This window comes from Pseudomonas sp. YuFO8 (assembly GCF_035065025.1).
GTDB classification, from domain to species: domain Bacteria; phylum Pseudomonadota; class Gammaproteobacteria; order Pseudomonadales; family Pseudomonadaceae; genus Aquipseudomonas; species Aquipseudomonas putida_AE.
Genome location: NZ_JAXDEQ010000003.1, coordinates 279,857 through 299,924, shown reverse-complemented (window position 1 = coordinate 299,924; position 20,068 = coordinate 279,857). Strand labels below are relative to the sequence as shown.

The following is a 20,068-nucleotide window of genomic DNA, read 5'->3' as shown; positions in this document are numbered from 1 at the left end:
CAAGCCAGCTCCTACAGGTTTCCCGGTGAGAGGGAATATTGTGTACGGATCATTTTTACGCTGGATTCCGAGGGCAGCATCCTTGCTGCTCTGCCTGCTGTTCTGGCACGTCGCCGCCAGCCACCACTGGAACCTTGGCCTGGTGACCTTCGCCAACGTCCCCACCCCCGTGGCCGTCATTGAAGCGGCGCTGGGCCTCGGTGACTCCGGCAAGCTCGCCCGGCACCTGGGCAGCAGCCTCAGCCGGGTATTTGCCGGTTACTTCGCTGCCCTGGTCATCGGCGTCGCCCTGGGCCTGGCCATCGGCCGCTCGAAGTGGGCCGAAGACTTGTTGCTGCCACCCCTGGAAGTACTGCGCCCAATCCCCGCCGTGGCCTGGATTCCCCTGGCGATCCTGATGTTTCCCTCGTCCGAGCTGTCGATGGTCTTCATCACCTTTACCGGCGCCTTGTTCCCGATCCTGCTCAATACCATGCACGGCGTCGAAGGTGTCGACCCACGGCTGATCGCCTCGGCGAAAAGCCTCGGGGCAGGGCGCCGGGCGATGTTGCTGGAAGTGATCCTGCCGGGTGCCGCACCGAGCATCATCACCGGCCTGGCCATCGGCATGGGCACCTCGTGGTTCTGCCTGGTGACGGCCGAGATGATCTCCGGCCAATACGGCATCGGTTATTACACCTGGGAGTCCTACACCATCCAGAACTACCCCGACATCGTGGTCGGCATGCTGCTGATCGGCGTACTCGGGATGGGCAGCAGCCTGCTGATCAAACGCCTGGGCGGCGTGTTCACGCCCTGGCACCGACCACGAGGAAAAGCCTGATGAGCGTTTTTCAACAGCCTGAAGGGCGTATCGATATCCGCGCTTTGTCGATCAGCCTGGGCGAGGGCAGTGCAGCATTCGAAGCCGTGCAGGGCCTGGACTGTCTGATCGAACCGGGGCAGTTCGTGTGCATCCTCGGGCCGTCCGGTTGCGGCAAGTCCACCTTGCTCGGCGCACTGGCCGGGCATCTGACAACGTACACCGGGACCCTGAATGTCGACGGTGCAAAAGTCTCGGGACCGTCGCCGCAACGCGGCATGGTGTTCCAGCATCACACGTTGTTCCCCTGGCGAACCGTGCGCGACAACGTGGCTTTCGGCCTGAAAATGCGCGGGGTCGGTAAAGTCGAGCGACACCAGGCCGCCGACGAAATCCTCGCCCTGGTGGGCCTGCAAGACTTCGCCGAGCGCTGGCCGGACCAGCTCTCCGGCGGCATGCAGCAGCGGGTGGAAATCGCCCGGGTGCTGGTCAATCGGCCACGGCTGTTGCTCATGGACGAGCCCTTTGGTGCCCTCGATGCCCTGACCCGTTTGAACATGCAGGAGCTGTTGCTGGACATCTGGACGCGCATCCGCACCACCGTGGTCTTTGTCACCCATGACATCGACGAAGCGCTGTTCCTCGCTGACCGCCTGCTGGTCATGAGTTCGCGTCCCGGGCGGATCATCGAAGACTTGCGCCTGGATTTCCCCCGGCCACGCACGAGCGAACTGGTGACCAGCCATGAGTTTTCCCGCTTGAAGCGACACTGCCTCGAATTATTGCGTCACGAAGATGGTCGGCAATTACCGCGCCTGAACCCTCTCGGACTGCCCCCTGAAAACAAACTGCCGCGATTTGCCCTATGACCTCACTATTCGATGTAACCGACAACGACGACATTCTCGCCCTGCAACCGCGACTGACCGATGACGATGCCGGCGTGCGCCGCATTGCATTGATCGAACTGGCCGACCTGGAAGAGCCGGACGGCTTGCTGTGGCTGGTCAATCGACTGGCTGAGGACCCGGCCGAAGAGGTCCGTGCCGAAGCCGCACGCTTGCTGGAGGCCTGGGAAGATGAACCGGTGGTCGAGGCGCTGTGCCAGGCGCTGACCGATCCATCCGTCGCGGTGCAAACTGCTGCCGCGCAAAGCCTCAGCCTGCTCAAGAGCGAAGCGGCGGGCCGGGTGATCCTGCCGTGGACCGGGCATGCCGACATCGGCGTGCGCATTGCCGCGTTCAGGGCCCTGCGCGAGTTGCGCTACCCTCAGGCGGCCTCGGCAGCGCTGTTGGCGTTGGGTGATCAGGACGCCAATGTCCGCCGTGAAGCGGTGGGTGTGCTGGGCTGGCTCAAACAGCTCGACGCCTTGCCGGCCCTGGCGCGCCTGGCCAGCGCCGACCCGGACACCGAAGTGCGCCGCGCCGCCACCGGCGCCCTCGGCCTGGCGTCCGACGCGCAGGTGCTGCCGGCCCTGCGCCAGGCCTTGCAGGACCAGGCCTGGCAAGTGCGCGAGGAAGCCGCCACCACCCTGGGCAAGGTTGGGCACGCTAACGCCGGCCCGGCATTGGTCCAAGCCTTGAGCGACGATTACTGGCAAGTGCGCCTGCGCGCGACCCGCAGCCTGGGTCGTTTGCGTTACGCCCAGGCTTTAGACGCGCTGATCGGCACCCTTGGCCACCGCATCAGCAACCTGCGCAAGGAAGCCGCCCTGGCCCTTGGTGAGTTGAACGATAAAGGCGCCATCGCGCCGTTGCAGGCGGCGCAGGACGATGGCGATCCGGAAGTGCGCAAGGCGGTGCGCATTGCCCTGAGTCAGCTGCAATGAACCCGGTGGCGGTGGGCAATTCCCGTAGCAAACAACAACTGCGCTTGAACTGGCCGGATGGCCGCGAGCAGTTGCTCAATCACGCAGAGTTGCGCCGGCAGTGCCCGTGTTCGCAGTGCCGGGCGTTTCGATTGCGGGGGATGACACCGCTGGTGGATTCACGCGTTCAGGTGATCGAAGTGAATTCCCAGGGGTACGGATTGCAATTGGTGTTCAGTGATGGGCATGAGCGGGGGATCTACCCGTGGGCTTACCTCGCCGGGCTTGGTCGGTGAATGGAATGCCGCTTTCGCTGGCAAGCCAGCTCCTACAATTTATCGGTGTTGCCACCAATAATGTGGTCACCTGGGTCCCTGTAGGAGCTGGCTTGCCAGCGAAGGCAATCTCAAATTCAGCACAAGATTCAAAGGCCAAATACAGAGTGGGCATTCAAAAGGATTTGCTGATGCTTGCCACCACCGTCGCGCTGCACACGTCGTCGAAGCCCCAGTTGCTGGTGCACTGGCTCTTGGACAAATCGGTGTCGATATAGCTCAGGCCCAGCATCACACCCGCCAGTTCGTGGGTCAGCTTGACCTCCCATTCACGGTAGGAATCCTCGGCTTCACCCGAGCTCGAATACAGGTGCGGGTCCTTGAAGTCCATCAAGCCGTAGCGCAGTTTCAGGCCGGTGTCGTAGGGCAATTCGGTCTCGTAGCCGACATAGCTGTAGAGCGAGTTCTGCTCGCTGTCGATGCCCGGTGCATCGTCGGAATAATAGGCGCCGAGTTTCACCCCATAGACGCTGAGAATCCCGTAGACCTCGCTTTGGTTGAATTGGCTCTCCTTCGGGTACGAATATTTGAGGTAGCCCAGGTCGAGGTTGATGGCGTCTGTGGCCTCCCAGAACCAACCGGCGTAGTAATCGACTTCCTGCCGGGTCTTCAGGCCGTAGCCAAAATCGACGTTGGACGTCCATGCGCCCAGGTACAGGCCGCTGCTGTGTTGCAGGGTGGCACCGGCCTGCAAGGCGGGGTCGTTCTGGGTTTGCGAGATGCCGCGGGTGCGGTAGTCGCTGGCCAGGGTCACGTCCAGCAGCAAGGAGAAATCATCGTTCAAGGGCACGGCCTGGCTGCACAAGGGCAGCAAACTCAAGGAACCGAGGGCGAACAGGGTGAAAGCTTTCATGGGGGTACGTCCCGTTGCTTTTTATTGTTAAGGGCAGGATTGTTATGGGCAGATTTCAAGCAAGGCTGCGCCGGGCCTCGTGTCGTAAAACACGAGGTCGGGCAGGGGGGGCGGTTTTTGTTAGAGGGTTGCCGCGTAGACTTGCCGGCCGGCGAACCAGGTCTGCAGCACCTGGGTGTCGTGCAGGGCTTTTTCGTCGACGCTGAATACATCGCGGTCGACCACGATGAAGTCGGCCTGTTTGCCGGCGCTCAGCGAGCCGATCTGTTTGTCCAGGCCAATGGTGCGGGCGGCGTTGAGGGTGTAGGCATAGAGCATGGTTTCGCGGTCGATGCGCTCCTCGGCGTTGAGCACGCCCAATGGACCGACCCGGGTCATGGCCTGGGCCATGGCGTTGAACGGGTTCGGCGTGGACACCGGCCAGTCGCTGGCCCCGGAAAGGGTCGCGCCCTGTGTGAGCAGCGAGTGCGCCGGGTACTGGTAACGGAACGCCTGGGCACTGACGTACGGCTTGATCATGTCCGTGGTGTAGTCGTCGGCGCTGGCCCAGAGCAGTTGCATCGAGGCGATGACGTCGAGGGGTTTGAAGCGGGCGAACTCTTTCGGGTTGACGATCTGCAAGTGCGTGATGGAGTGGGGCACGCCGCTCTGCCGGTCCTTGCGCGCCTGGGCAATGCCGTTCAGCGATTCGCGCACCGCACGGTCGCCGATGGCGTGGATGTGCACCAGCCAGCCGCGCTGATCGATGGCGCTGACCAGCTCACCGAAGTGCTTCGGATCGATCAGCAGTTCGCCCGGTTTGTGCGAGTTGGTATAGGGGTCGATCATCGCTGCGCTTTGTGCCGGGTACTCGATCACGCCATCGGCGAAGATCTTGATGCCGGGCAGCGTAAGGTTGGGAATGCCCTGGAATTGCTGGCGGACCTTATCGAGGGTGTCGAGATCGGCCGGAACGCTCTTGCCGTTGGCCACCAGCAGCGCGGCGACGTGGGCGGTCATGCCGCCACTTTCTGACAGGGCCTTGTACACCGGCAGCACGCCGACGGTTTTCTCCGTGGGCTTGAGGGCGAAAACCGGCTCGCCGGGCGCAGCGTTGGCGGCGGGGTCCATCCAGGCGGTGATGCCGAGGCTGTTGTTGTAGCTCACGGCGGTTTGCGCCGCTTTCAACATGTCGGCGGCACTCGGCGATGGCATTTTCGAGGCCACCCGGTCCCACCCGGCGTCCACCAGGAAGCCGTTGGGGCTGCCGTCGGCGAGTTTGCCGATGGTGTCTTTCTCGGCGTCTGGCAGGGTTTTGAGCAGCGCGGCATCGATGCCGCCGCGCTTGAGCATCACGTTGTTGGCCCAGGCCGTGTGGTGGTCGCTGCCGGTGAATACCACGCCGACGTCGGCCCATTCGCCGCTGTTGAATTTCTTGCCCAGCGCTTCGGCCTGGGCCCAGTAAGCCGAACTCATGCCGGCCACGCTCAGGACATCGCCATGCTTGGCCTTGCCGTCGTCACGCCAGGCGCGCAGGCGTTTTTCCAGTTCGTCGAGTTCGACCACCTCGTCTGCCATGTTGGCCGAGACCATTTCCAGGCCCCCGAAAATCGCGTGGGAGTGGCTGTCGATCAGGCCGGGCATCAGGGTCTTGCCGCCCAGGTCGATGACTTGGGTGCCCGACTCGATCAGGGCCTTGATCTGGGCATCGCTGCCCACTTGCAACACCTTGCCATCCTGTACCGCCAGTGCCTGGACCTTGGGCTGGTTAGCGTCGGCGGTGAAGATCTTGCCGTTGAACAGCACCAGGTCGGTCGCCGCCATGGCTTCCAACGAGGCAAAACTGACTGCCACCATCAACAGATTCGGGATGAATCTTTTCATTGAATGTTTCCTTGTTATTGCGTCTGATGGCCAGATTAGTGGCTTGCCGCGCTTGGCAGAACGCCTCACTCACGAAAAACGTTTTTGCCTGAATGGAAAAAGTATGGACAAGCTGGGTGCACTGAAAATGTTCGTGGTCACGGCGCAACTGGGCAGCTTCAGCCGCGCCGCCGAGCAATTGGGCAAAACCCCGTCGGCGCTGACCAAAGCGGTCAACCACCTGGAGGCGGAACTCGGCGCGCGTTTGTTCGAACGCAGCACCCGGCGGATCCTGCTTACGGAATCCGGGCGGCTCTACCTTGAAACTGCGCGCCAGGTGTTGCAGCGACTGGACGAGGCCGGCGAGGAGATCGAGCAATTGCAGCATGGTTTGCGCGGCAGCCTGAAAATCACCGCGCCGCTGGCCTATGGGCAGGCCTTTCTCGATCAGGTATGTGGCGGTTTTCTTGACCAGTACCCGCAGATCAACCTGCAGGTGGACCTGTGCGACGACTTCGTCAATCTGCTGGAGAGCGGCCATGACCTGGCCTTGCGCGAAGGGCACGACGACTTGCCGGGGTTGATCGCGCGCGTGGTCGGCAGCAATTGCCTGGCGCTGTGCGCGAGCCCGCAATACCTCGAACGCAAGGGGCAGGCGGTCACCCCGCAAACCCTCGACGAGCATGACTGGTTGCTGTATTGGCATCCGTTGCTCAGTCGCGAATTCTGGTGGGTCGAGCGCGACGGCCAGCGCCTGAGCCTGCCGCAGCCTCAGGCACCACGCCTGCGCAGCGACAACTACGACCTGCTGCTGGCCAATGCCCTGGCCGGACGCGGCCTGCTGCATACGCCCTTGTGGAGCGCGGCGCCGTACATCGCCGATGGCCGGCTGGTGCGGTTGATGGCCGACTACGACATAGACCCGGACAGCTTCGGCCCGCACATCCTGGCGGTGTATCCCAGCCATCGACGGGCCACGGCCAAGGTGCTGGCGTTCATCGATTACATCGCAGGTTTCCTGGCATCCCGTGGTTTGGGCGTACCCGTGATTCCCCCTGTAGGAGCTGTCTCGTGAAACGAGGCTGCGATCTTTTGATTTTGTTTTCAGAGAGCAAGATCAAAAGATCGCAGCCTCGTTTCACTCGTCAGCTCCTACACACAGGTGCTTGTCAGATAATTCCCACAGGAGTACAAATGTACTCCATGACAACCCTGACTCCCCGCCGTACCGCCATCCTGACCTTCATCCGCGAACGTATCGCCGAGCACGGTCAGTCCCCGAGCCTCGCTGAAATCAGCGAGGCGTTCGGTTTCGCCTCCCGCAGCGTGGCGCGCAAACATGTGCTGGCGCTGACCGAAGCCGGGTTTATCGAGGTCAACCCGCATCAGGCCCGGGGCATTCGCCTGCTCGGGCAGCCGCCGCGCCCTGAGCTGCTGGACATCCCGGTACTCGGCCGGGTGGCGGCCGGTGCGCCGATCGGTGCCGATGCCGAGGTCCACAGCCGTTTGCTGTTCGATCCGTCGATGTTCTCCCGGGTGCCGGACTACCTGCTGCGGGTGCGCGGCGACTCGATGATCGAGGATGGCATTCTCGACGGCGACCTGGTGGGCGTGCACCGCAGCCCCGAGGCGCTGAACGGCCAGATCGTCGTGGCGCGTCTCGACGGCGAAGTCACCATCAAGCGCTTCGAACGGGTCGGCGACCGGGTTCGCCTGCTGCCGCGCAACCCGGCCTATCAGCCGATCATCGTCGAAAGTGATCGAGACCTGGCCATCGAAGGGGTGTTCTGCGGCCTGGTGAGGCAAGGCTGATGGGTGCCGTCGTTGCGCTGGATACGCTGTTCAATGGCGGCCAGGTCTGGCGAGGCCGGCCTGCGCCGCCGGCCGTCAGCCCGCAACCCACCGGGCATGCCGCGCTGGATGCGGCGTTGCCCACGGGCGGCTGGCCGGAGGCGGCCCTGACGGAAATCCTCCTGGCCGGGCAGGGTGTGGGCGAATTGCAACTGGTGTGGCCGGCGCTGGCGCGGCTGTCGGCGGCGGGCGAACGCATCGTCCTGGTGGCGCCGCCGTATGTGCCGTATCCCCAGGCCTGGCAGAGCGCCGGGGTCGATCTGCGCCAATTGTCGATCATCCAGGCCAGCGAGCGCGATGCATTGTGGGCGGCGGAACAGTGCCTGCGTTCGGGCAGTTGCGGCGCGGTGCTGTGCTGGCCGCACAAGGCCGATGACCGCGCCTTGCGCCGCTTGCAGGTGGCCGCGGAAACCGGCTCGACCCTGGCCTTCGCCTATCGCTCGCTCAGTGAAGCGATCAACCCGTCGCCAGCGGCCCTGCGCATCGCCATCGATGCCAGGCCGGCACAGTTGCGGGTGCTCAAGTGCCGGGGCGGCTTGGCCCGTTCGGCGCCGATTGCCTTCGCCGTGGGGCATTGAGGTTGCCATGCGCTGGGTGTGTATTCTGTTCCCGCAATTGGCGCTGGACGCGGTACTGCGTCAGCGCGCCGACCCCGACGAACCGCTGGCGCTGTTGACCGGCCCGGCCCAGCGTCGGGTGTTGCAGGCGGTCAATGGTCCGGCACGGGCCCTGGGCTTGCGTCCCGGCCAGTCCATGAGCGCCGCCCAGGCCTTGAGCAAGGGTTTTGCCACCGCCGAGTACGACGTCGCCGCCATCGAACACTGGCAGCAATTTCTCGCCGCCTGGGCCTATCGCTTCAGCTCCCAGGTCAGCGTGCATTACCCACGGGCGCTGGTGTTCGAAATCGAGTCCAGCCTGGGTTTGTTTGGCGGCTGGGCGCCATTCGAGGCGCGTTTGCGGGCAGAACTCGGCGAGCTGGGGTTTCGTCACCGCATCGTCGCCGCGCCCAACCCGGTGGCGGCGCGGATGCTGGCCAACGCCCATGACGGCCTGGTGGTGCCGGACGAGCAAGCCTTGCAGCATCACCTCGGGCAATTGCCCGTCGACCGTATCGGGTTGCAAGCCAGCGTGGCCACGGCGTTGTCGCGCATGGGCCTGCGCACCTTGAGCCAAGTGCAGGCGTTGCCCCGGCACAGCCTGGCCCGGCGTTTCGAGGCCGAGGTGCTCAAGCACCTGGATGCCTTGCTGGGCACACGGCGGTTGGCGCTGACGTTCTACCTGCCGCCGGACCGTTTTGATGTGCGCATCGAGCTCAATTTCGATGTGCAGTCCCATCAGGCCTTGCTGTTTCCATTGCGCCGATTGACCGGTGACCTGTCGGCGTTCCTCTGCGGTCGGGACAGCGGCGTGCAGCGTTTCGACCTGCATCTGGAACACGCCGGGCTGCCAGACACGCTGATCAAGGTCGGCCTGCTCAGCGCCGAGCGCGATCCGGCCATGCTGTTCGAACTGGCCCGGGGGCGACTGGAGCAAGTCCAGGTCGAGGCCCCGGTGCGCGGTTTTCGCCTGCGCGCCGAAGACTTGCCGAGCTTCGTTCCGCAGTTTCAGGAGCTGTTCGACGATCGCCCGCAGCAGACCTTGCCCTGGGCGCAACTGCGCGAGCGCCTGCGCGCGCGGCTGGGGGATGACGCGGTGCATGGCCTGGGCTTTCAGGCCGATCACCGCCCCGAGTGCGCGTGGCAGGCCAGTGCAGACAACCAGCCCTGTACGGGCTTGCCGACCGTGCAGCGGCCGGGCTGGCTGCTGACCGAGCCGCTGGCGGTGCACGAAGGCTCGGCGCGCATCCTCATGGGACCGGAACGCATCGAGTCCGGTTGGTGGGACGGCGATGATGTGCGCCGCGATTACTACCTGATCGAAACCCGCGCCGGCCAGCAGGGTTGGGCTTATCGCGCGGTGGGCGAGGGTGGCCCGTTGTGGCTGCAGGGCTGGTTCGCATGAACGCCGGATATGCCGAGCTGCACTGCCTGTCGAACTTCAGTTTCCAGCGCGGTGCTTCCAGTGCCCTCGAGCTGTTCCAGCGGGCGAAAAAACAGGGCTACCAGGCCCTGGCGATCACCGACGAATGTACCCTGGCCGGTATCGTCCGTGCCTGGCAGGCGGCGAAGTCGGTGGAGTTGCCACTGATCATCGGCAGTGAAGTGCGCATCGAAAATGGCCCGAAACTGGTGTTGCTGGTGGAAAACCTCGAAGGTTACCAGACCCTGTGCCGACTGATCACCCGCGCCCGACGCCGTACACAGAAAGGCCAGTATCAAGTGCTGCGCGAAGACTTCGACGAACCCTTGCCAGGGCTGTTGGCGCTGTGGATCCCGGACGCGGTCGATGACGTTGAACAAGGCCAGTGGTTGCAGCAGGTCTTCGCCGAGCGCCTGTGGCTGGCGGTCCAGCTGCATCGCGGCCAGGACGATAGCCGGCGCCTGCGTGATCTGCTGGCGTTGGCCAGGGAACTGCGGATACCTGCGGTGGCCAGCGGCGATGTGCACATGCACGCGCGCGGACGCCGGGCCCTGCAGGACACCATGACCGCGATCCGCCATCACCTGCCGGTGGCCGATGCCGGGCTGCGCCTGCACCCCAACGGCGAGCGGCACCTGCGCGGCCTCGATGTGCTGCGCGAGCTCTATCCGCCTGCCTTGCTCGACGAAACCCTGAACATTGTCCGGCGCTGTACCTTTGATCTTGGCCAGCTGCGTTATCAGTATCCGCGGGAGCTGGTGCCAGATGGACACAGCGCAACCTCCTGGCTGAGGGAATTGACCGAGCGCGGCATTCGCGAGCGCTGGCCCCAGGGTGCCAGCGAGAAAGTGCGCGGGCTGATCGACAAGGAACTGGGGCTGATCGCCGAGCTCGGTTACGAGAGTTATTTCCTCACCGTCCAGGACATCGTCGCCTTCGCCCGGCGCGAAAAAATCCTCTGTCAGGGCCGGGGCTCGGCGGCCAACTCGGCGGTGTGTTTCGCCTTGGGCATCACGGAGATCGACCCCGACCGCATGAACATGCTGTTTGAACGCTTTCTTTCCAAGGAACGCGACGAGCCCCCGGATATCGATGTGGACTTCGAGCACGAGCGCCGCGAAGAAGTCCTGCAGTACGTATTCCAGCGTTATGGCCGCACCCGCGCGGCCTTGACCGCCGTGGTCAGCACTTACCACGCGGCCGGTGCCGTGCGCGATGTGGCCAAGGCCTTGGGGCTGCCGCCGGACCAGATCAATGCCCTGGCCGATTGCTGTGGACACTGGAGTGATGAAACACCGCCCGTGGAGCGCCTGCGTGAAGGCGGTTTCGATCCCGAGAGCCCGGTGCTGCGCCGGGTGTTGAGCTTGACCCAGCAGTTGATCGGTTTCCCCCGGCACCTGTCCCAGCACCCTGGCGGCTTCGTGATTTCCGAGCAGCCGCTGGACCACCTGGTGCCGGTGGAAAACGCCGCCATGGCCGAGCGCACCATCATCCAGTGGGACAAGGACGATCTGGACGCGGTCGGCCTGCTCAAGGTGGATATCCTCGCGCTGGGCATGCTCAGCGCGATTCGCCGTTGCCTTGATCTGCTGCGGCGTCATCGCAACCTCGACTTGAGCCTGGCGACCATCCCCTCTGAGGACTCGCTGACCTACGACATGATTGGCCGCGCCGACACCATCGGCGTGTTCCAGATCGAGTCCCGGGCGCAGATGTCGATGCTGCCCCGGCTCAAGCCGCGCGAGTTCTATGACCTGGTGATCGAGGTGGCCATCGTGCGGCCCGGGCCGATCCAGGGTGGCATGGTGCACCCGTACCTGCGCCGACGAAACAAGGAAGAGCTGGAAAGCTATCCCTCCGAAGAATTGCGCGAGGTGTTGAAACGCACCTTGGGCGTGCCGCTGTTCCAGGAACAGGTGATGCAGATCGCCATCGTCGCCGCCGACTACAGCCCCGGCGAAGCCGATCAGTTGCGCCGCTCCATGGCCGCCTGGAAACGCCATGGCGGACTGGAACCACACAAGGAACGCCTGGCCGCCGGGATGAAGAAAAAAGGCTACAGCGCCGACTTCGCCGCGCAGATCTTCGAGCAGATCAAGGGCTTTGGCAGCTACGGTTTTCCCGAATCCCACGCCGCCAGTTTTGCCTTGCTGACCTACGCCAGTTGCTGGTTGAAATGCCACGAACCGGCGGCTTTCGCCTGTGCCCTGATCAACAGTTGGCCCATGGGCTTCTACAGCCCGGACCAGATTCTGCAGGACGCGCGTCGCCACCATTTGCAGATCCGCCCGGTGGACGTGCGGGCCAGCGACTGGGATTGCAGCCTGGAGCCGATTGCCGGCGCGCAGCCGGCGATTCGCATGGGGTTACGCATGATCAAGGGCTTTCGCGAGGACGATGCCCGGCGCATCGAGGCGGCGCGGTCCAAGGGCGCGTTTGCCGACATCGCCGACCTGGGCGAACGGGCCCGCCTGGATGCCCGCGCCCAGGAACAACTGGCCGATGCCGGTGCATTGCGCGGGCTGGCCGGCGACCGGCATCGGGCGCGCTGGGAAGTGGCGGGGGTGGAAAAACAGCTCGGTCTGTTTGCCGGCCTGCCCCGTCAGGAGGAGGACGCGGTGGCGTTGCCCAGACCCACGGTGGGTGAGGACCTGCTGGCCGATTACAACAGCCTGGGCACCACCCTCGGGCCGCATCCGTTGGCCTTGTTGCGCGGCGAATTGAAAGCCCGTCGCTGCCGCAGTTCCAGGGAGTTGCTGGAGGTTGAGCACGGGCGACCGGTCAGCGTCGCCGGGCTGGTGACCGGTCGCCAACGGCCGAGCACCGCCAGCGGTGTGACCTTCGTCACCCTGGAAGACGAGTTCGGCAACGTCAACGTGGTGGTCTGGCGCGACCTGGCCGAGCGCCAGCGCCAGGTGTTGGTGGGGTCGCAGCTGCTCAAGGTCGATGGGCGCTGGGAGAAGGAGGGGGATGTGCGGCATTTGATAGCCGGGCGCTTGAGCGACCTGAGCCCACTGCTCGACGGCATCACCGTGCGCAGCCGCGACTTCCACTGACACACGCAACCCCCTGTAGGAGCGAGCTTGCTCGCGATGGACCTGAGAGCGCCGCGGGCTGTCAGGTTATCAGCGTTATCGTTGACGACCATCGCGAGCAAGCTCGCTCCTACAGGTTTTGGGGTGTGTCTGGTTATTTGGTGGAGGGCCAGAGGCGTTCGCCACCACCTGGTGCGTCCGTCCACGCCTGCAAAGAACGGGTTGGCAGGTCGAAGTAGTCGCGCGTGCGCGCATACCCATGCCCACCCATCCGCCCGATCGCATCAAGCCCCAGTTGATCGATGTACAGGGTCTTCGGGTCGATCAGCTCATCGCGCACATGGGCCATCAACACTTCACCAAGGATGATCTCCCGCGACTGGCCGATGGACAGCGCCATCATCCGCCGGCATTCCAGGGCCACCGGCGCTTCGCCGATGCGTGGGCATCTGACCGTGGTGCCGGGGATGGCGGTGAGGCCGGCGGCGGTCAGCTCGTCGAAACCCGGAGCGAAGGGCACGGCGCAGACGTTCATGGCTTCCACCAGGGCATCGCTGACGATGTTCACGGTGAACTCCTGGTTGAGCTGGATGTTGCGCGTGGTGTCCTTGGGACTCTGGTCGCCGTAGTTTTCCACGCCCAGCGCCAGGATCGGCGGATCGGCAGACAGCGCGTTGAAGAAGCTGAACGGCGCAGCATTGACGCGGCCTTCAGCGTCGACGGTGGTGACCAGGGCAATCGGCCGTGGCACCACGCTGCCGATCAGGATCTTGTATTTGTCTCGCGCACTCAGCGTGCTGAAATCGAAGCTTTGCATAGGCAGGATTCTCTAAAGGAGTGGATCGATGGCGCAGAGCGGCGCCTGTGCGCTGTAGTCGTCGGCGAACGGGATAGCCGGCTGGAACAGGGTCTTCCAGTCCGGTTGGCCGAAGGCTCGGTCGCTGTGGCTGCGCATCAGTTTTTCGAATTGCCGTTGGGCCTGGCGCTGCAGGGCGGGGTAGTCGACGCCCTGCACCTGACGGTCCTGCATCACGCAGCGACCGTCGATGTAGCTGGCGATGCAATCGTCACCGCGCCCGGCCAAAACCAGGTTTTTCAGTGGGTCGAACAGCGGTCCCAGGTGCAGGCCGCGCAGGTTGAACACGGTGATGTCGGCCTTGGCCCCCGGTGCCAGGCGCCCGAGATCGTCGCGTCCCAGGGCCTTGGCGCCGCCGAGTGTGGCGGCGTTGTACAGGTCCAGGGTGCTGGTCAGTGCATTGCCGCCTTCCATCAAGCGCGCGATGTTCAAGCCCTGGCGCATGTTGTCCAACAGGTCCGCCGGCCAGGTGTCGGTACCCAGGGCGAAGTTGATGCCCTTGGCGCGATAGCGACCAAAGGAATTCAGCGCCTCGCCATCCCGGGCGAACACCACCGGGCAATGCACCAGGCTGGCGCCGCTATCCACCAGCCGTTGCAGATCATCATGGCCCCGGGTGTAGATGCCATGGGGCAACAGGCTGCGCGGGGTCAGCAGGTGCAGATCCTCCAGCCAAGCCAGCGGCGAAAAACCGCGCAGTTGTTCAACCATCGCCACCTCGCCGAGCCCCTGGCAGCAGTGCAAACGCATCGGCGCGTTGAGTTCGCGGCTCAGTGCCGCGGTGCGTTGCAACAGCGCCGGCGTGCAGGTCTGGATGCGATCCGGCAGCAGCGCGCCGCGAATCAGGCCGCCATGAGCGCCATCGAAATTCCGGAAAAACCGCTCGGCCGCCTCGAGCCCGGCCATGCCCCGGGCTTCCTGCCAGTGATGGGCCAGCGTGCCGTCTGCCTGCCAGTAGCTCATGCCGCTCATGTAGCAGGGGCCAAGGTAAGTGCGCAGCCCCAGCTCGGCCGCCACCCCGGCCACCGCGGCAAACTCGTCGTAGGTTTCGGCCCACTCGCGGTAGTACATCGAGGTGATCGGCATGGCCGTGGTGATGCCGTTGCGGATCAATTGGGTGAAGGCGTAGCGGTATTTGAAGACTTCTTCTTCGGCGCTGTAGCTTTCCCGTGGGCCGCGCGCCAGATACTGCGCCGACCACATCCGGCCCATGGCGCGCTCGTCGCCGTTGTCCAGGGTCAGCACCGTGGAATCGAGATCGCCCAGCGCATCCAGATCGATGAAACCCGGGCCGATCAGCGCGTTGCCATGGTCGATCCACTGATCCACCGGCCCGGCGTAATCTCGCCCGACAAACAGGATGCGCGCGCCTTCGAACACCACTTCGCCGTCGCGCCACAGCACATGTTGCGCGCCGTCGAAGCCGACTACGCAGCTGGCCCGCAAGCCGATGCGTTTCACCGGCGGCTTTCCAGCAGACGACCGCCAGACGCGATCAGTTGACCACCGCGATACACCTGGCGAACCGGCCGCGAAACCACGGCTTCGCCCAGGGTCTGAACCGGCATCAACAGGAAATCCGCTGGCCGACCAATTTCCAGGCCATAGTTTTCACAGCCTAGCGCCCGAGCGCCATTGTCCGTCGCCGCCGCAAACGCCGCCGCCAGTTCTTCGTCCTTGTTCAAGTCGAAACGAAACGCCAGCAGCATCGCCCGCTCCAGCATGTCGCCGTTGCCCATGGGCGACCAGGCGTCGCGAATCCCGTCGGAACCCAGGCAGACGTTGACACCAGCCTCGCGCAACGCCAGGAACGGCGGCACTGCGCAGTCGGCCGGCGCCGAACTCATCAGCGAAATACCCAGCGCCGCCAGGCGTTCGGCCACAGGCTTGACCTGGCTCCAGGGCAACATGCCCAGGCAATAGGCATGGCTGATCATCACCCGGCCGTGCAGCCCGAAGCGCTCGGTGTAGTCGGCGATCAGCGCGATCTGCCACAGGCCCAGCTCGCCCTTGTCGTGCAGGTGGATGTCGACGCCACGCTCGAACTCGCTGGCCAGGTTGAACACGAAGTCGAGCTGCGCCACGGGGTCGTTGTCGATGCCGCAGGGATCAAGCCCCCCGACGTTCTCCACGCCCAGGGCCATGGCTTCGCGCATCAGCTCGGCGGTGCCGGGGCGGCTGATGAGGCCGGTTTGCGGGAACACCACCAGTTGCAGGTCGATAAGGTCGCGGTATTTTTCCCGCAGTTGCTGCATGGCTTCGACATGGCGCAGGCCGAATTCGGGGTCGATGTCGACGTGGCAACGCATCGTCAGCGAGCCGCGGGCAATGCAGTTTTCCAGCAGGGCGCCGGCCCGTTGCGCGATGGGGGCGGTGACTTCCCGCAGGATTCGGCGTTCGTTGGCGATGTAGTCCTTGAGGGTGGGACCTGCGCTGTTCGGGCGCCAGGGTTGGCCCCAGAGGGTCTTGTCCAGGTGTACGTGGCTTTCCACCAGGGCGGGGGTCAGCAGCTGGTTCTGGCCGTCGATGTCGGTGGCCAGCAGCTCGGTGTTCGAGGCCGGGCGACGTTGGGTGAAGTGGCCGTTTTCGATCAGTAGGTCTTCGGCGGTTGAGCCGTAGGGGCGCACGTTGCGTAGCCAGCGGGGTTGGGTCATTTCATACCTCCAATTCTGTGTTGTTCAGGCGGGCCTCTTCGCTGGCAAGCCAGCTCCTACAGGGGGACGTCGGCGTAAACACAATACCTGTAGGAGCTGGCTTGCCAGCGAAGGCCGCGAACTGGTCCAGGATCAGCCCTTGAGCTTCGCCCAAATGCGGTCCTGCAGCTCCCGCGCCTTGTTGCTGCATTCCTTCTCCGGGCGCAGGCGCGAGGCGAATTCGTCGGGCATGTTGATGGCGTCCATCACTCGCCACTTGGCGTCGATCAGCTTGTCGCTCTGGATGCCGTTGTCATAGGCGATAGCGTTGGACACGGCCGCGGCGTTTTCCGGTTTCATCATCCAGTCGATGAAGATCTTCGCGTTGCCGGGGTGCGGCGCGCTTTTCGGTACGGCGAAGTTGTCCTGGAACATCGCCAGGCCTTCCTTCGGGTACACGTACTTGATGGTGCTCTTCTGCAAGGTGGCCCGGGCCGTGGAGCCGTTCCAGTTCTGCATCATGATCACTTCACCGGAGGCCATGCGATCGACGGTGTTGTCCGAGCTGTACATCTTCAGGAAGGGCTTCTGCTTTTGCAGCAGCTCCAGGATGCGCTTGGCGTCCTGGGGGTTTTCGCTGCATTCGTCGACATTCAGATAGTGGCTGGCGGCGTTGATCACGCTGCTGGAGGTGTCGAGGGCGGCGAGTTGGCCTTGCAGTTCCTTGCGCGGCTCGAAGAACTCTTTCCACGAGTCGTCCAGTTTGCCGCCCGGCACCCGCGCGCTGTCATAGGAGAACCCGGTGGTGCCCCACAGGTACGGCGCCGAGAACTTGCGGCCGGGGTCGAAGCTCGGGTCGCGGAACGCCGGCTTGACGTGCTGGAAGTTGGGCAAGGCCGATGCGTCGATTTCCAGTAGCAGGTCCTGGTTGATCAGGGTGCGCATGATCGATTGCGACGGCACGATCACGTCGTACGCCGCGCCGCCTGCCTGCAACTTGGCCAGCAGGGTTTCGTTGCTGTCGTAGCCGTCCATGGTGACCTTGATCCCGGTCTCCTTTTCGAACTTGGCCAGCAGGTCGACCGGGTAATAGTCGGTCCAGTTGTAGAAGAACAGTTCCTTGGGCTCAGCGGCCTGTGTACTCAACGCGGTGAAGCAACTCAGGGCCAGACCGGCAACAGCGAAGCACATGCTTTTTGTTTTCATGGTTGAAGCGCTCCAGGATTATTGGTTTTTGCCGCGCTGTCCCAGCCAGAAGGCCAGCACCACCAGCACGATGGAAATCACCAGCATCAGGGTCGAGATCGCGTTGATCTCCGGCGTCACGCCGGCCTTGATCGCGGAGAAGATGTACACCGGCAACGTGGTCGAACCGGGACCGGCGACGAAGAAGGTCATGATGAAATCGTCGAGGCTGACCACGAACGCCAGCACCGACCCGGACAGCACCGCCGGCCACAACAGCGGCAGCGTCACCCGGCGAAACACCTGCCACGGATTGGCGTACAGGTCGTTCGCCGCTTCCAGCAGGCTCTTGTCCAGGTCATTGAGCCGCGCGCGGATCGGCAGGTAGGCGAAGGGAATGCAGAAGCCGACGTGCGCGACGATCACCGTCAGCAAACCGAGCTTGATTCCCAGCGCCATGAACAGCAGCAGGGTGGCGACGGCGGTGACGATCTCCGGCAGGATCAGCGGCAGGTTGATCCCGCCTTCGACCATCTTCTGCCCATAGAACGGCCGGTAGGTCGCCAGTGCCGCAAGCAGCGCAATTGCCGTGGCACATACCGTGGCGATGCTGGCGACGATGATCGAGTTCAGCGCCGCGGTCTGGATCGACGGGTTGGCGAGGATCCGTCCGTACCAGGCGAACGAGAACTCGGTCCACACCGTCGCCGAGCGGTTGGCGTTGAAGCTGTAGGCGATCAGCACGAAGATCGGCAGGTACAGATAGGCCAGGATCAGCAGGCTGACTTCCCGGGTCATCGGCAGTTTTTTCAAGTGCAGGGCGATCATGCGGTGGCTCCTCGGCGAAGCGTTTTGGCGGCGCTGCGGCTATAGAGGGCGTACAGCACCAGAGACAGCAGCAGAATCCCCAGCAGCAGGAACGACAGCGAACTGCCCAGTGGCCAGTTACGCGCCGTGCCGAACTGTTGCTGGATCAGGTTGCCGATCATCAGCGTCTTGCCGCCGCCGAGAATCGCCGGGGTGATGAAGGCACCGAGGCTCGGTACGAACACCAGCAATGAGCCGGCAATCACCCCCGGCATCGACAGCGGCAAAATGATCCGCCGCAGCGCATGCCAGCGATTGGCACCCAGGTCATAGGCGGCTTCCACCAGGCGCCAGTCGAGTTTTTCCAGGGTCGAGTAGATCGGCAAAATCATGAACGGCAGGAAGCTGTAGACCAGCCCGACGCTGACCGCGAAGTCGTTGTAGAGCAGGGTGATGCCGCCGGCCTGGGGCAACAGCGCGTTGAGGCTCTGGGCGACCCAGCCCTGTTCGCGCAGGATGATCAACCAGGCGTAGTTGCGGATCAACAGGTTGGTCCAGAACGGGATGGTGATCAGCAACACCATCAGGTTGCGCCGCCGCGGGGTCAGGCTCGACATCCACAGCGCCACCGGAAAGCCGAACAGGAAACACAGCACCGTGGTGCCGCCGGCCTGGAACACCGAGCGGATCAGCGCCTGGGCGTAGACCCAGTTCAGCTCCAGTTCGCCGTCGAAACCTTCCTGGAAAAACAGCTGCACGTAGCTTTGCAATTGCCAGTCGGCCTGCCAGTCGACGCCGCCATAGACGTTGCGCGGCAACAGGCTGATATAGCCCATGATGCCCAGCGGAATGGCGATCAGAGACAGCAGGGTCAGGACCACCGGGCTGAGCAACAGCGCGCGGTTGAGGGCTGGGGAAGTGCTGCTGACGCTCATCTCAGGCCTCCATCAACAGGCAGGCGTGGGGCGGAAGGTTGACCGCGACACGGTCGCCAACCCCGCGATTGCGGTTCAGGCCTTCGTTGTTTTCGCGCAGCATGACCTTGATGTCGTTGTTCAGGCGGCACTGGTAGAGGGTCGCCGTACCGACATACAACACCGCCTCGATCACCCCGCGCAGGTGGTGTGGTTGCGTCGGGTCGACCAGTTGCGAACGCTCCGGGCGGAACGCCAGTTGCACGCTGGAGCCGTCGAAGCCCTGGGCCGGGCAGGGGATTTCCACCGGCATGCCGTTGGGCACGAAGAGCTTCTCGTTCTGCTGACCACGTTTGATATGGCCGGGAAGGAAGTTGATGTCGCCGATGAACTGGGCGACGAACCGATGCTGGGGGTTTTCGTAGATGTCGTTGGGTGTGCCGATCTGCAGGATCTTGCCGGCGGACATCACAGCGATGCGATCGGACAGGGTCAGGGCTTCTTCCTGGTCGTGGGTGACGAAGATGAAGGTGATCCCGGCTTCCTTCTGCACGCGCTTGAGTTCGACCTGCATTTCCTTGCGCAGCTTGAGGTCCAGCGCCGACAACGGCTCGTCGAGCAACAGCACCTTGGGCTTCGGCGCCAGGGCCCGGGCCAGCGCCACGCGCTGCTGCTGGCCACCGGATAATTCCGCCGGTTTGCGCTGGGCCAGGTGTTGCATTTGCACCAGCGCCAGCATCTCATCGACCCGTTGCGGGATCAGCTTGCGATCAAGACCCTGCATCTCGAGGCCGAAGGCGATATTCTGCGCAACACTCATGTGCGGAAACAGCGCGTAGCTCTGGAACACCGTGTTGACCCTACGCTTGAACGGCGGCAGATCGTTGACCGGTTCCCCGGCCAGGCGAATCTCGCCTTCGCTGACGTGCTCGAAACCGGCGATGGTGCGCAGCAGGGTGGTCTTGCCGCAGCCGGAGGGGCCGAGCAGGGTGAAGAATTCGTTGTCGGCGATGTCGACCGAGACATTGTCCAGGGCTGGCGCCAGTCCGGGATCGTCGGAATAACGTTTTGAGACGTTTCGCACTTCAATTGCAACTGGATGACCCATAATGGTGCATTCCTCTAATTA

At 63.8% G+C, this 20,068-nt stretch carries 18 protein-coding genes; 9 read left to right on the top strand and 9 right to left on the bottom strand.

The window, feature by feature from the left end:
* Positions 1–40: 40 nt before the first annotated feature.
* Genes SOP95_RS04825 through SOP95_RS04810 form a run of 4 tightly spaced genes read left to right on the top strand, consistent with a single transcriptional unit; the run spans position 41 to position 2,905 of the window.
* The gene (locus tag SOP95_RS04825; protein ID WP_323606402.1) at positions 41–823 is read left to right on the top strand and encodes an ABC transporter permease; all 783 of its coding nucleotides are present in this window, start codon (positions 41–43) and stop codon (positions 821–823) included.
* A complete protein-coding gene (locus tag SOP95_RS04820) occupies positions 823–1,671 on the top strand; it encodes an ABC transporter ATP-binding protein (RefSeq protein WP_274075896.1) in 849 nt (282 codons plus the stop codon). Before SOP95_RS04825 ends, SOP95_RS04820 begins: the two co-directional genes overlap by 1 nt.
* Positions 1,668–2,630 carry a HEAT repeat domain-containing protein gene (locus tag SOP95_RS04815; protein WP_323606401.1) on the top strand — a complete coding sequence of 321 codons (963 nt, stop codon included), beginning with the start codon at positions 1,668–1,670 and terminating at the stop codon, positions 2,628–2,630. Before SOP95_RS04820 ends, SOP95_RS04815 begins: the two co-directional genes overlap by 4 nt.
* Positions 2,627–2,905 carry a DUF971 domain-containing protein gene (locus SOP95_RS04810; protein ID WP_323606400.1) on the top strand — a complete coding sequence of 93 codons (279 nt, stop codon included), beginning with the start codon at positions 2,627–2,629 and terminating at the stop codon, positions 2,903–2,905. Before SOP95_RS04815 ends, SOP95_RS04810 begins: the two co-directional genes overlap by 4 nt.
* Positions 2,906–3,059: 154 nt before the next feature.
* Here SOP95_RS04810 and SOP95_RS04805 read toward each other — a convergent pair whose 3' ends face one another.
* Both SOP95_RS04805 and SOP95_RS04800 read right to left on the bottom strand, forming a co-directional pair.
* Positions 3,060–3,797: a TorF family putative porin gene (locus SOP95_RS04805; RefSeq protein WP_274075899.1), complete on the bottom strand. Its 738-nt coding sequence runs from the start codon at positions 3,795–3,797 to the stop codon at positions 3,060–3,062.
* A gap of 120 nt (positions 3,798–3,917) precedes the next feature.
* Entirely contained in the window at positions 3,918–5,660 is a 1,743-nt protein-coding gene (locus SOP95_RS04800) for an amidohydrolase (protein ID WP_323606399.1), read from the bottom strand.
* A 103-nt stretch (positions 5,661–5,763) separates the two neighbouring features.
* Between SOP95_RS04800 and SOP95_RS04795 the strand changes: the two genes are divergently transcribed.
* From SOP95_RS04795 to SOP95_RS04775, 5 genes are all read left to right on the top strand, one after another.
* Positions 5,764–6,714, top strand: coding sequence for a LysR family transcriptional regulator (locus tag SOP95_RS04795; RefSeq protein WP_274075901.1), 951 nt, complete (start codon positions 5,764–5,766; stop codon positions 6,712–6,714).
* 119 nt (positions 6,715–6,833) lie between these two features.
* Positions 6,834–7,451: a transcriptional repressor LexA gene (lexA, locus tag SOP95_RS04790; protein ID WP_274075902.1), complete on the top strand. Its 618-nt coding sequence runs from the start codon at positions 6,834–6,836 to the stop codon at positions 7,449–7,451.
* On the top strand, positions 7,451–8,068 hold the full coding sequence (gene imuA / locus SOP95_RS04785; RefSeq protein ID WP_323606398.1) for a translesion DNA synthesis-associated protein ImuA: 618 nt from the start codon (positions 7,451–7,453) through the stop codon (positions 8,066–8,068). Before lexA ends, imuA begins: the two co-directional genes overlap by 1 nt.
* A 7-nt stretch (positions 8,069–8,075) precedes the next feature.
* The gene (locus SOP95_RS04780) at positions 8,076–9,491 is read left to right on the top strand and encodes a Y-family DNA polymerase (protein WP_274075904.1); all 1,416 of its coding nucleotides are present in this window, start codon (positions 8,076–8,078) and stop codon (positions 9,489–9,491) included.
* On the top strand, positions 9,467–12,565 hold the full coding sequence (locus tag SOP95_RS04775; RefSeq protein ID WP_323606397.1) for an error-prone DNA polymerase: 3,099 nt from the start codon (positions 9,467–9,469) through the stop codon (positions 12,563–12,565). The genes SOP95_RS04780 and SOP95_RS04775 overlap by 25 nt, the downstream gene beginning before the upstream one ends.
* A gap of 133 nt (positions 12,566–12,698) precedes the next feature.
* On the opposite strand, the gene SOP95_RS04765 is transcribed toward SOP95_RS04775, so the two are convergent.
* The 7 genes from SOP95_RS04765 to SOP95_RS04735 all read right to left on the bottom strand — a co-directional run bounded on the left by SOP95_RS04765 (position 12,699) and on the right by SOP95_RS04735 (position 20,047).
* Positions 12,699–13,361 (bottom strand): flavin reductase family protein, encoded by a 663-nt coding sequence (locus tag SOP95_RS04765; RefSeq protein WP_323606396.1) that lies wholly within the window; start codon positions 13,359–13,361, stop codon positions 12,699–12,701.
* Between the two features lie 12 nt (positions 13,362–13,373).
* Entirely contained in the window at positions 13,374–14,861 is a 1,488-nt protein-coding gene (locus SOP95_RS04760) for an amidohydrolase family protein (RefSeq protein WP_323606395.1), read from the bottom strand.
* A complete protein-coding gene (locus SOP95_RS04755; RefSeq protein ID WP_323606394.1) occupies positions 14,858–16,054 on the bottom strand; it encodes an amidohydrolase family protein in 1,197 nt (398 codons plus the stop codon). Before SOP95_RS04755 ends, SOP95_RS04760 begins: the two co-directional genes overlap by 4 nt.
* A 132-nt stretch (positions 16,055–16,186) precedes the next feature.
* Complete coding sequence (locus tag SOP95_RS04750; protein ID WP_323606393.1) at positions 16,187–17,239, bottom strand: extracellular solute-binding protein; 1,053 nt, start codon at positions 17,237–17,239, stop codon at positions 16,187–16,189.
* Between the two features lie 18 nt (positions 17,240–17,257).
* The gene (locus SOP95_RS04745; RefSeq protein ID WP_274075911.1) at positions 17,258–18,046 is read right to left on the bottom strand and encodes an ABC transporter permease; all 789 of its coding nucleotides are present in this window, start codon (positions 18,044–18,046) and stop codon (positions 17,258–17,260) included.
* Positions 18,043–18,960 (bottom strand): ABC transporter permease, encoded by a 918-nt coding sequence (locus SOP95_RS04740; protein ID WP_274075912.1) that lies wholly within the window; start codon positions 18,958–18,960, stop codon positions 18,043–18,045. Before SOP95_RS04740 ends, SOP95_RS04745 begins: the two co-directional genes overlap by 4 nt.
* A 1-nt stretch (position 18,961) precedes the next feature.
* On the bottom strand, positions 18,962–20,047 hold the full coding sequence (locus SOP95_RS04735) for an ABC transporter ATP-binding protein (protein ID WP_274075913.1): 1,086 nt from the start codon (positions 20,045–20,047) through the stop codon (positions 18,962–18,964).
* Positions 20,048–20,068 lie beyond the last annotated feature (21 nt).

Excerpts from the sequence above, each read along its gene's own strand:
- SOP95_RS04810 (WP_323606400.1), top strand. The coding sequence starts at position 2,627 with ATGAACCCGGTGGCGGTGGGCAATTCCCGTAGCAAACAACAACTGCGC.
- SOP95_RS04740 (WP_274075912.1), bottom strand. The coding sequence starts at position 18,960 with ATGAGCGTCAGCAGCACTTCCCCAGCCCTCAACCGCGCGCTGTTGCTC.
- SOP95_RS04815 (WP_323606401.1), top strand. The coding sequence starts at position 1,668 with ATGACCTCACTATTCGATGTAACCGACAACGACGACATTCTCGCCCTG.
- SOP95_RS04765 (WP_323606396.1), bottom strand. The coding sequence starts at position 13,361 with ATGCAAAGCTTCGATTTCAGCACGCTGAGTGCGCGAGACAAATACAAG.
- SOP95_RS04805 (WP_274075899.1), bottom strand. The coding sequence starts at position 3,797 with ATGAAAGCTTTCACCCTGTTCGCCCTCGGTTCCTTGAGTTTGCTGCCC.
- SOP95_RS04780 (WP_274075904.1), top strand. The coding sequence starts at position 8,076 with ATGCGCTGGGTGTGTATTCTGTTCCCGCAATTGGCGCTGGACGCGGTA.
- SOP95_RS04795 (WP_274075901.1), top strand. The coding sequence starts at position 5,764 with ATGGACAAGCTGGGTGCACTGAAAATGTTCGTGGTCACGGCGCAACTG.
- lexA (WP_274075902.1), top strand. The coding sequence starts at position 6,834 with ATGTACTCCATGACAACCCTGACTCCCCGCCGTACCGCCATCCTGACC.
- SOP95_RS04820 (WP_274075896.1), top strand. The coding sequence starts at position 823 with ATGAGCGTTTTTCAACAGCCTGAAGGGCGTATCGATATCCGCGCTTTG.
- SOP95_RS04800 (WP_323606399.1), bottom strand. The coding sequence starts at position 5,660 with ATGAAAAGATTCATCCCGAATCTGTTGATGGTGGCAGTCAGTTTTGCC.
- SOP95_RS04735 (WP_274075913.1), bottom strand. The coding sequence starts at position 20,047 with ATGGGTCATCCAGTTGCAATTGAAGTGCGAAACGTCTCAAAACGTTAT.
- SOP95_RS04755 (WP_323606394.1), bottom strand. The coding sequence starts at position 16,054 with ATGACCCAACCCCGCTGGCTACGCAACGTGCGCCCCTACGGCTCAACC.
- imuA (WP_323606398.1), top strand. The coding sequence starts at position 7,451 with ATGGGTGCCGTCGTTGCGCTGGATACGCTGTTCAATGGCGGCCAGGTC.
- SOP95_RS04745 (WP_274075911.1), bottom strand. The coding sequence starts at position 18,046 with ATGATCGCCCTGCACTTGAAAAAACTGCCGATGACCCGGGAAGTCAGC.
- SOP95_RS04750 (WP_323606393.1), bottom strand. The coding sequence starts at position 17,239 with ATGAAAACAAAAAGCATGTGCTTCGCTGTTGCCGGTCTGGCCCTGAGT.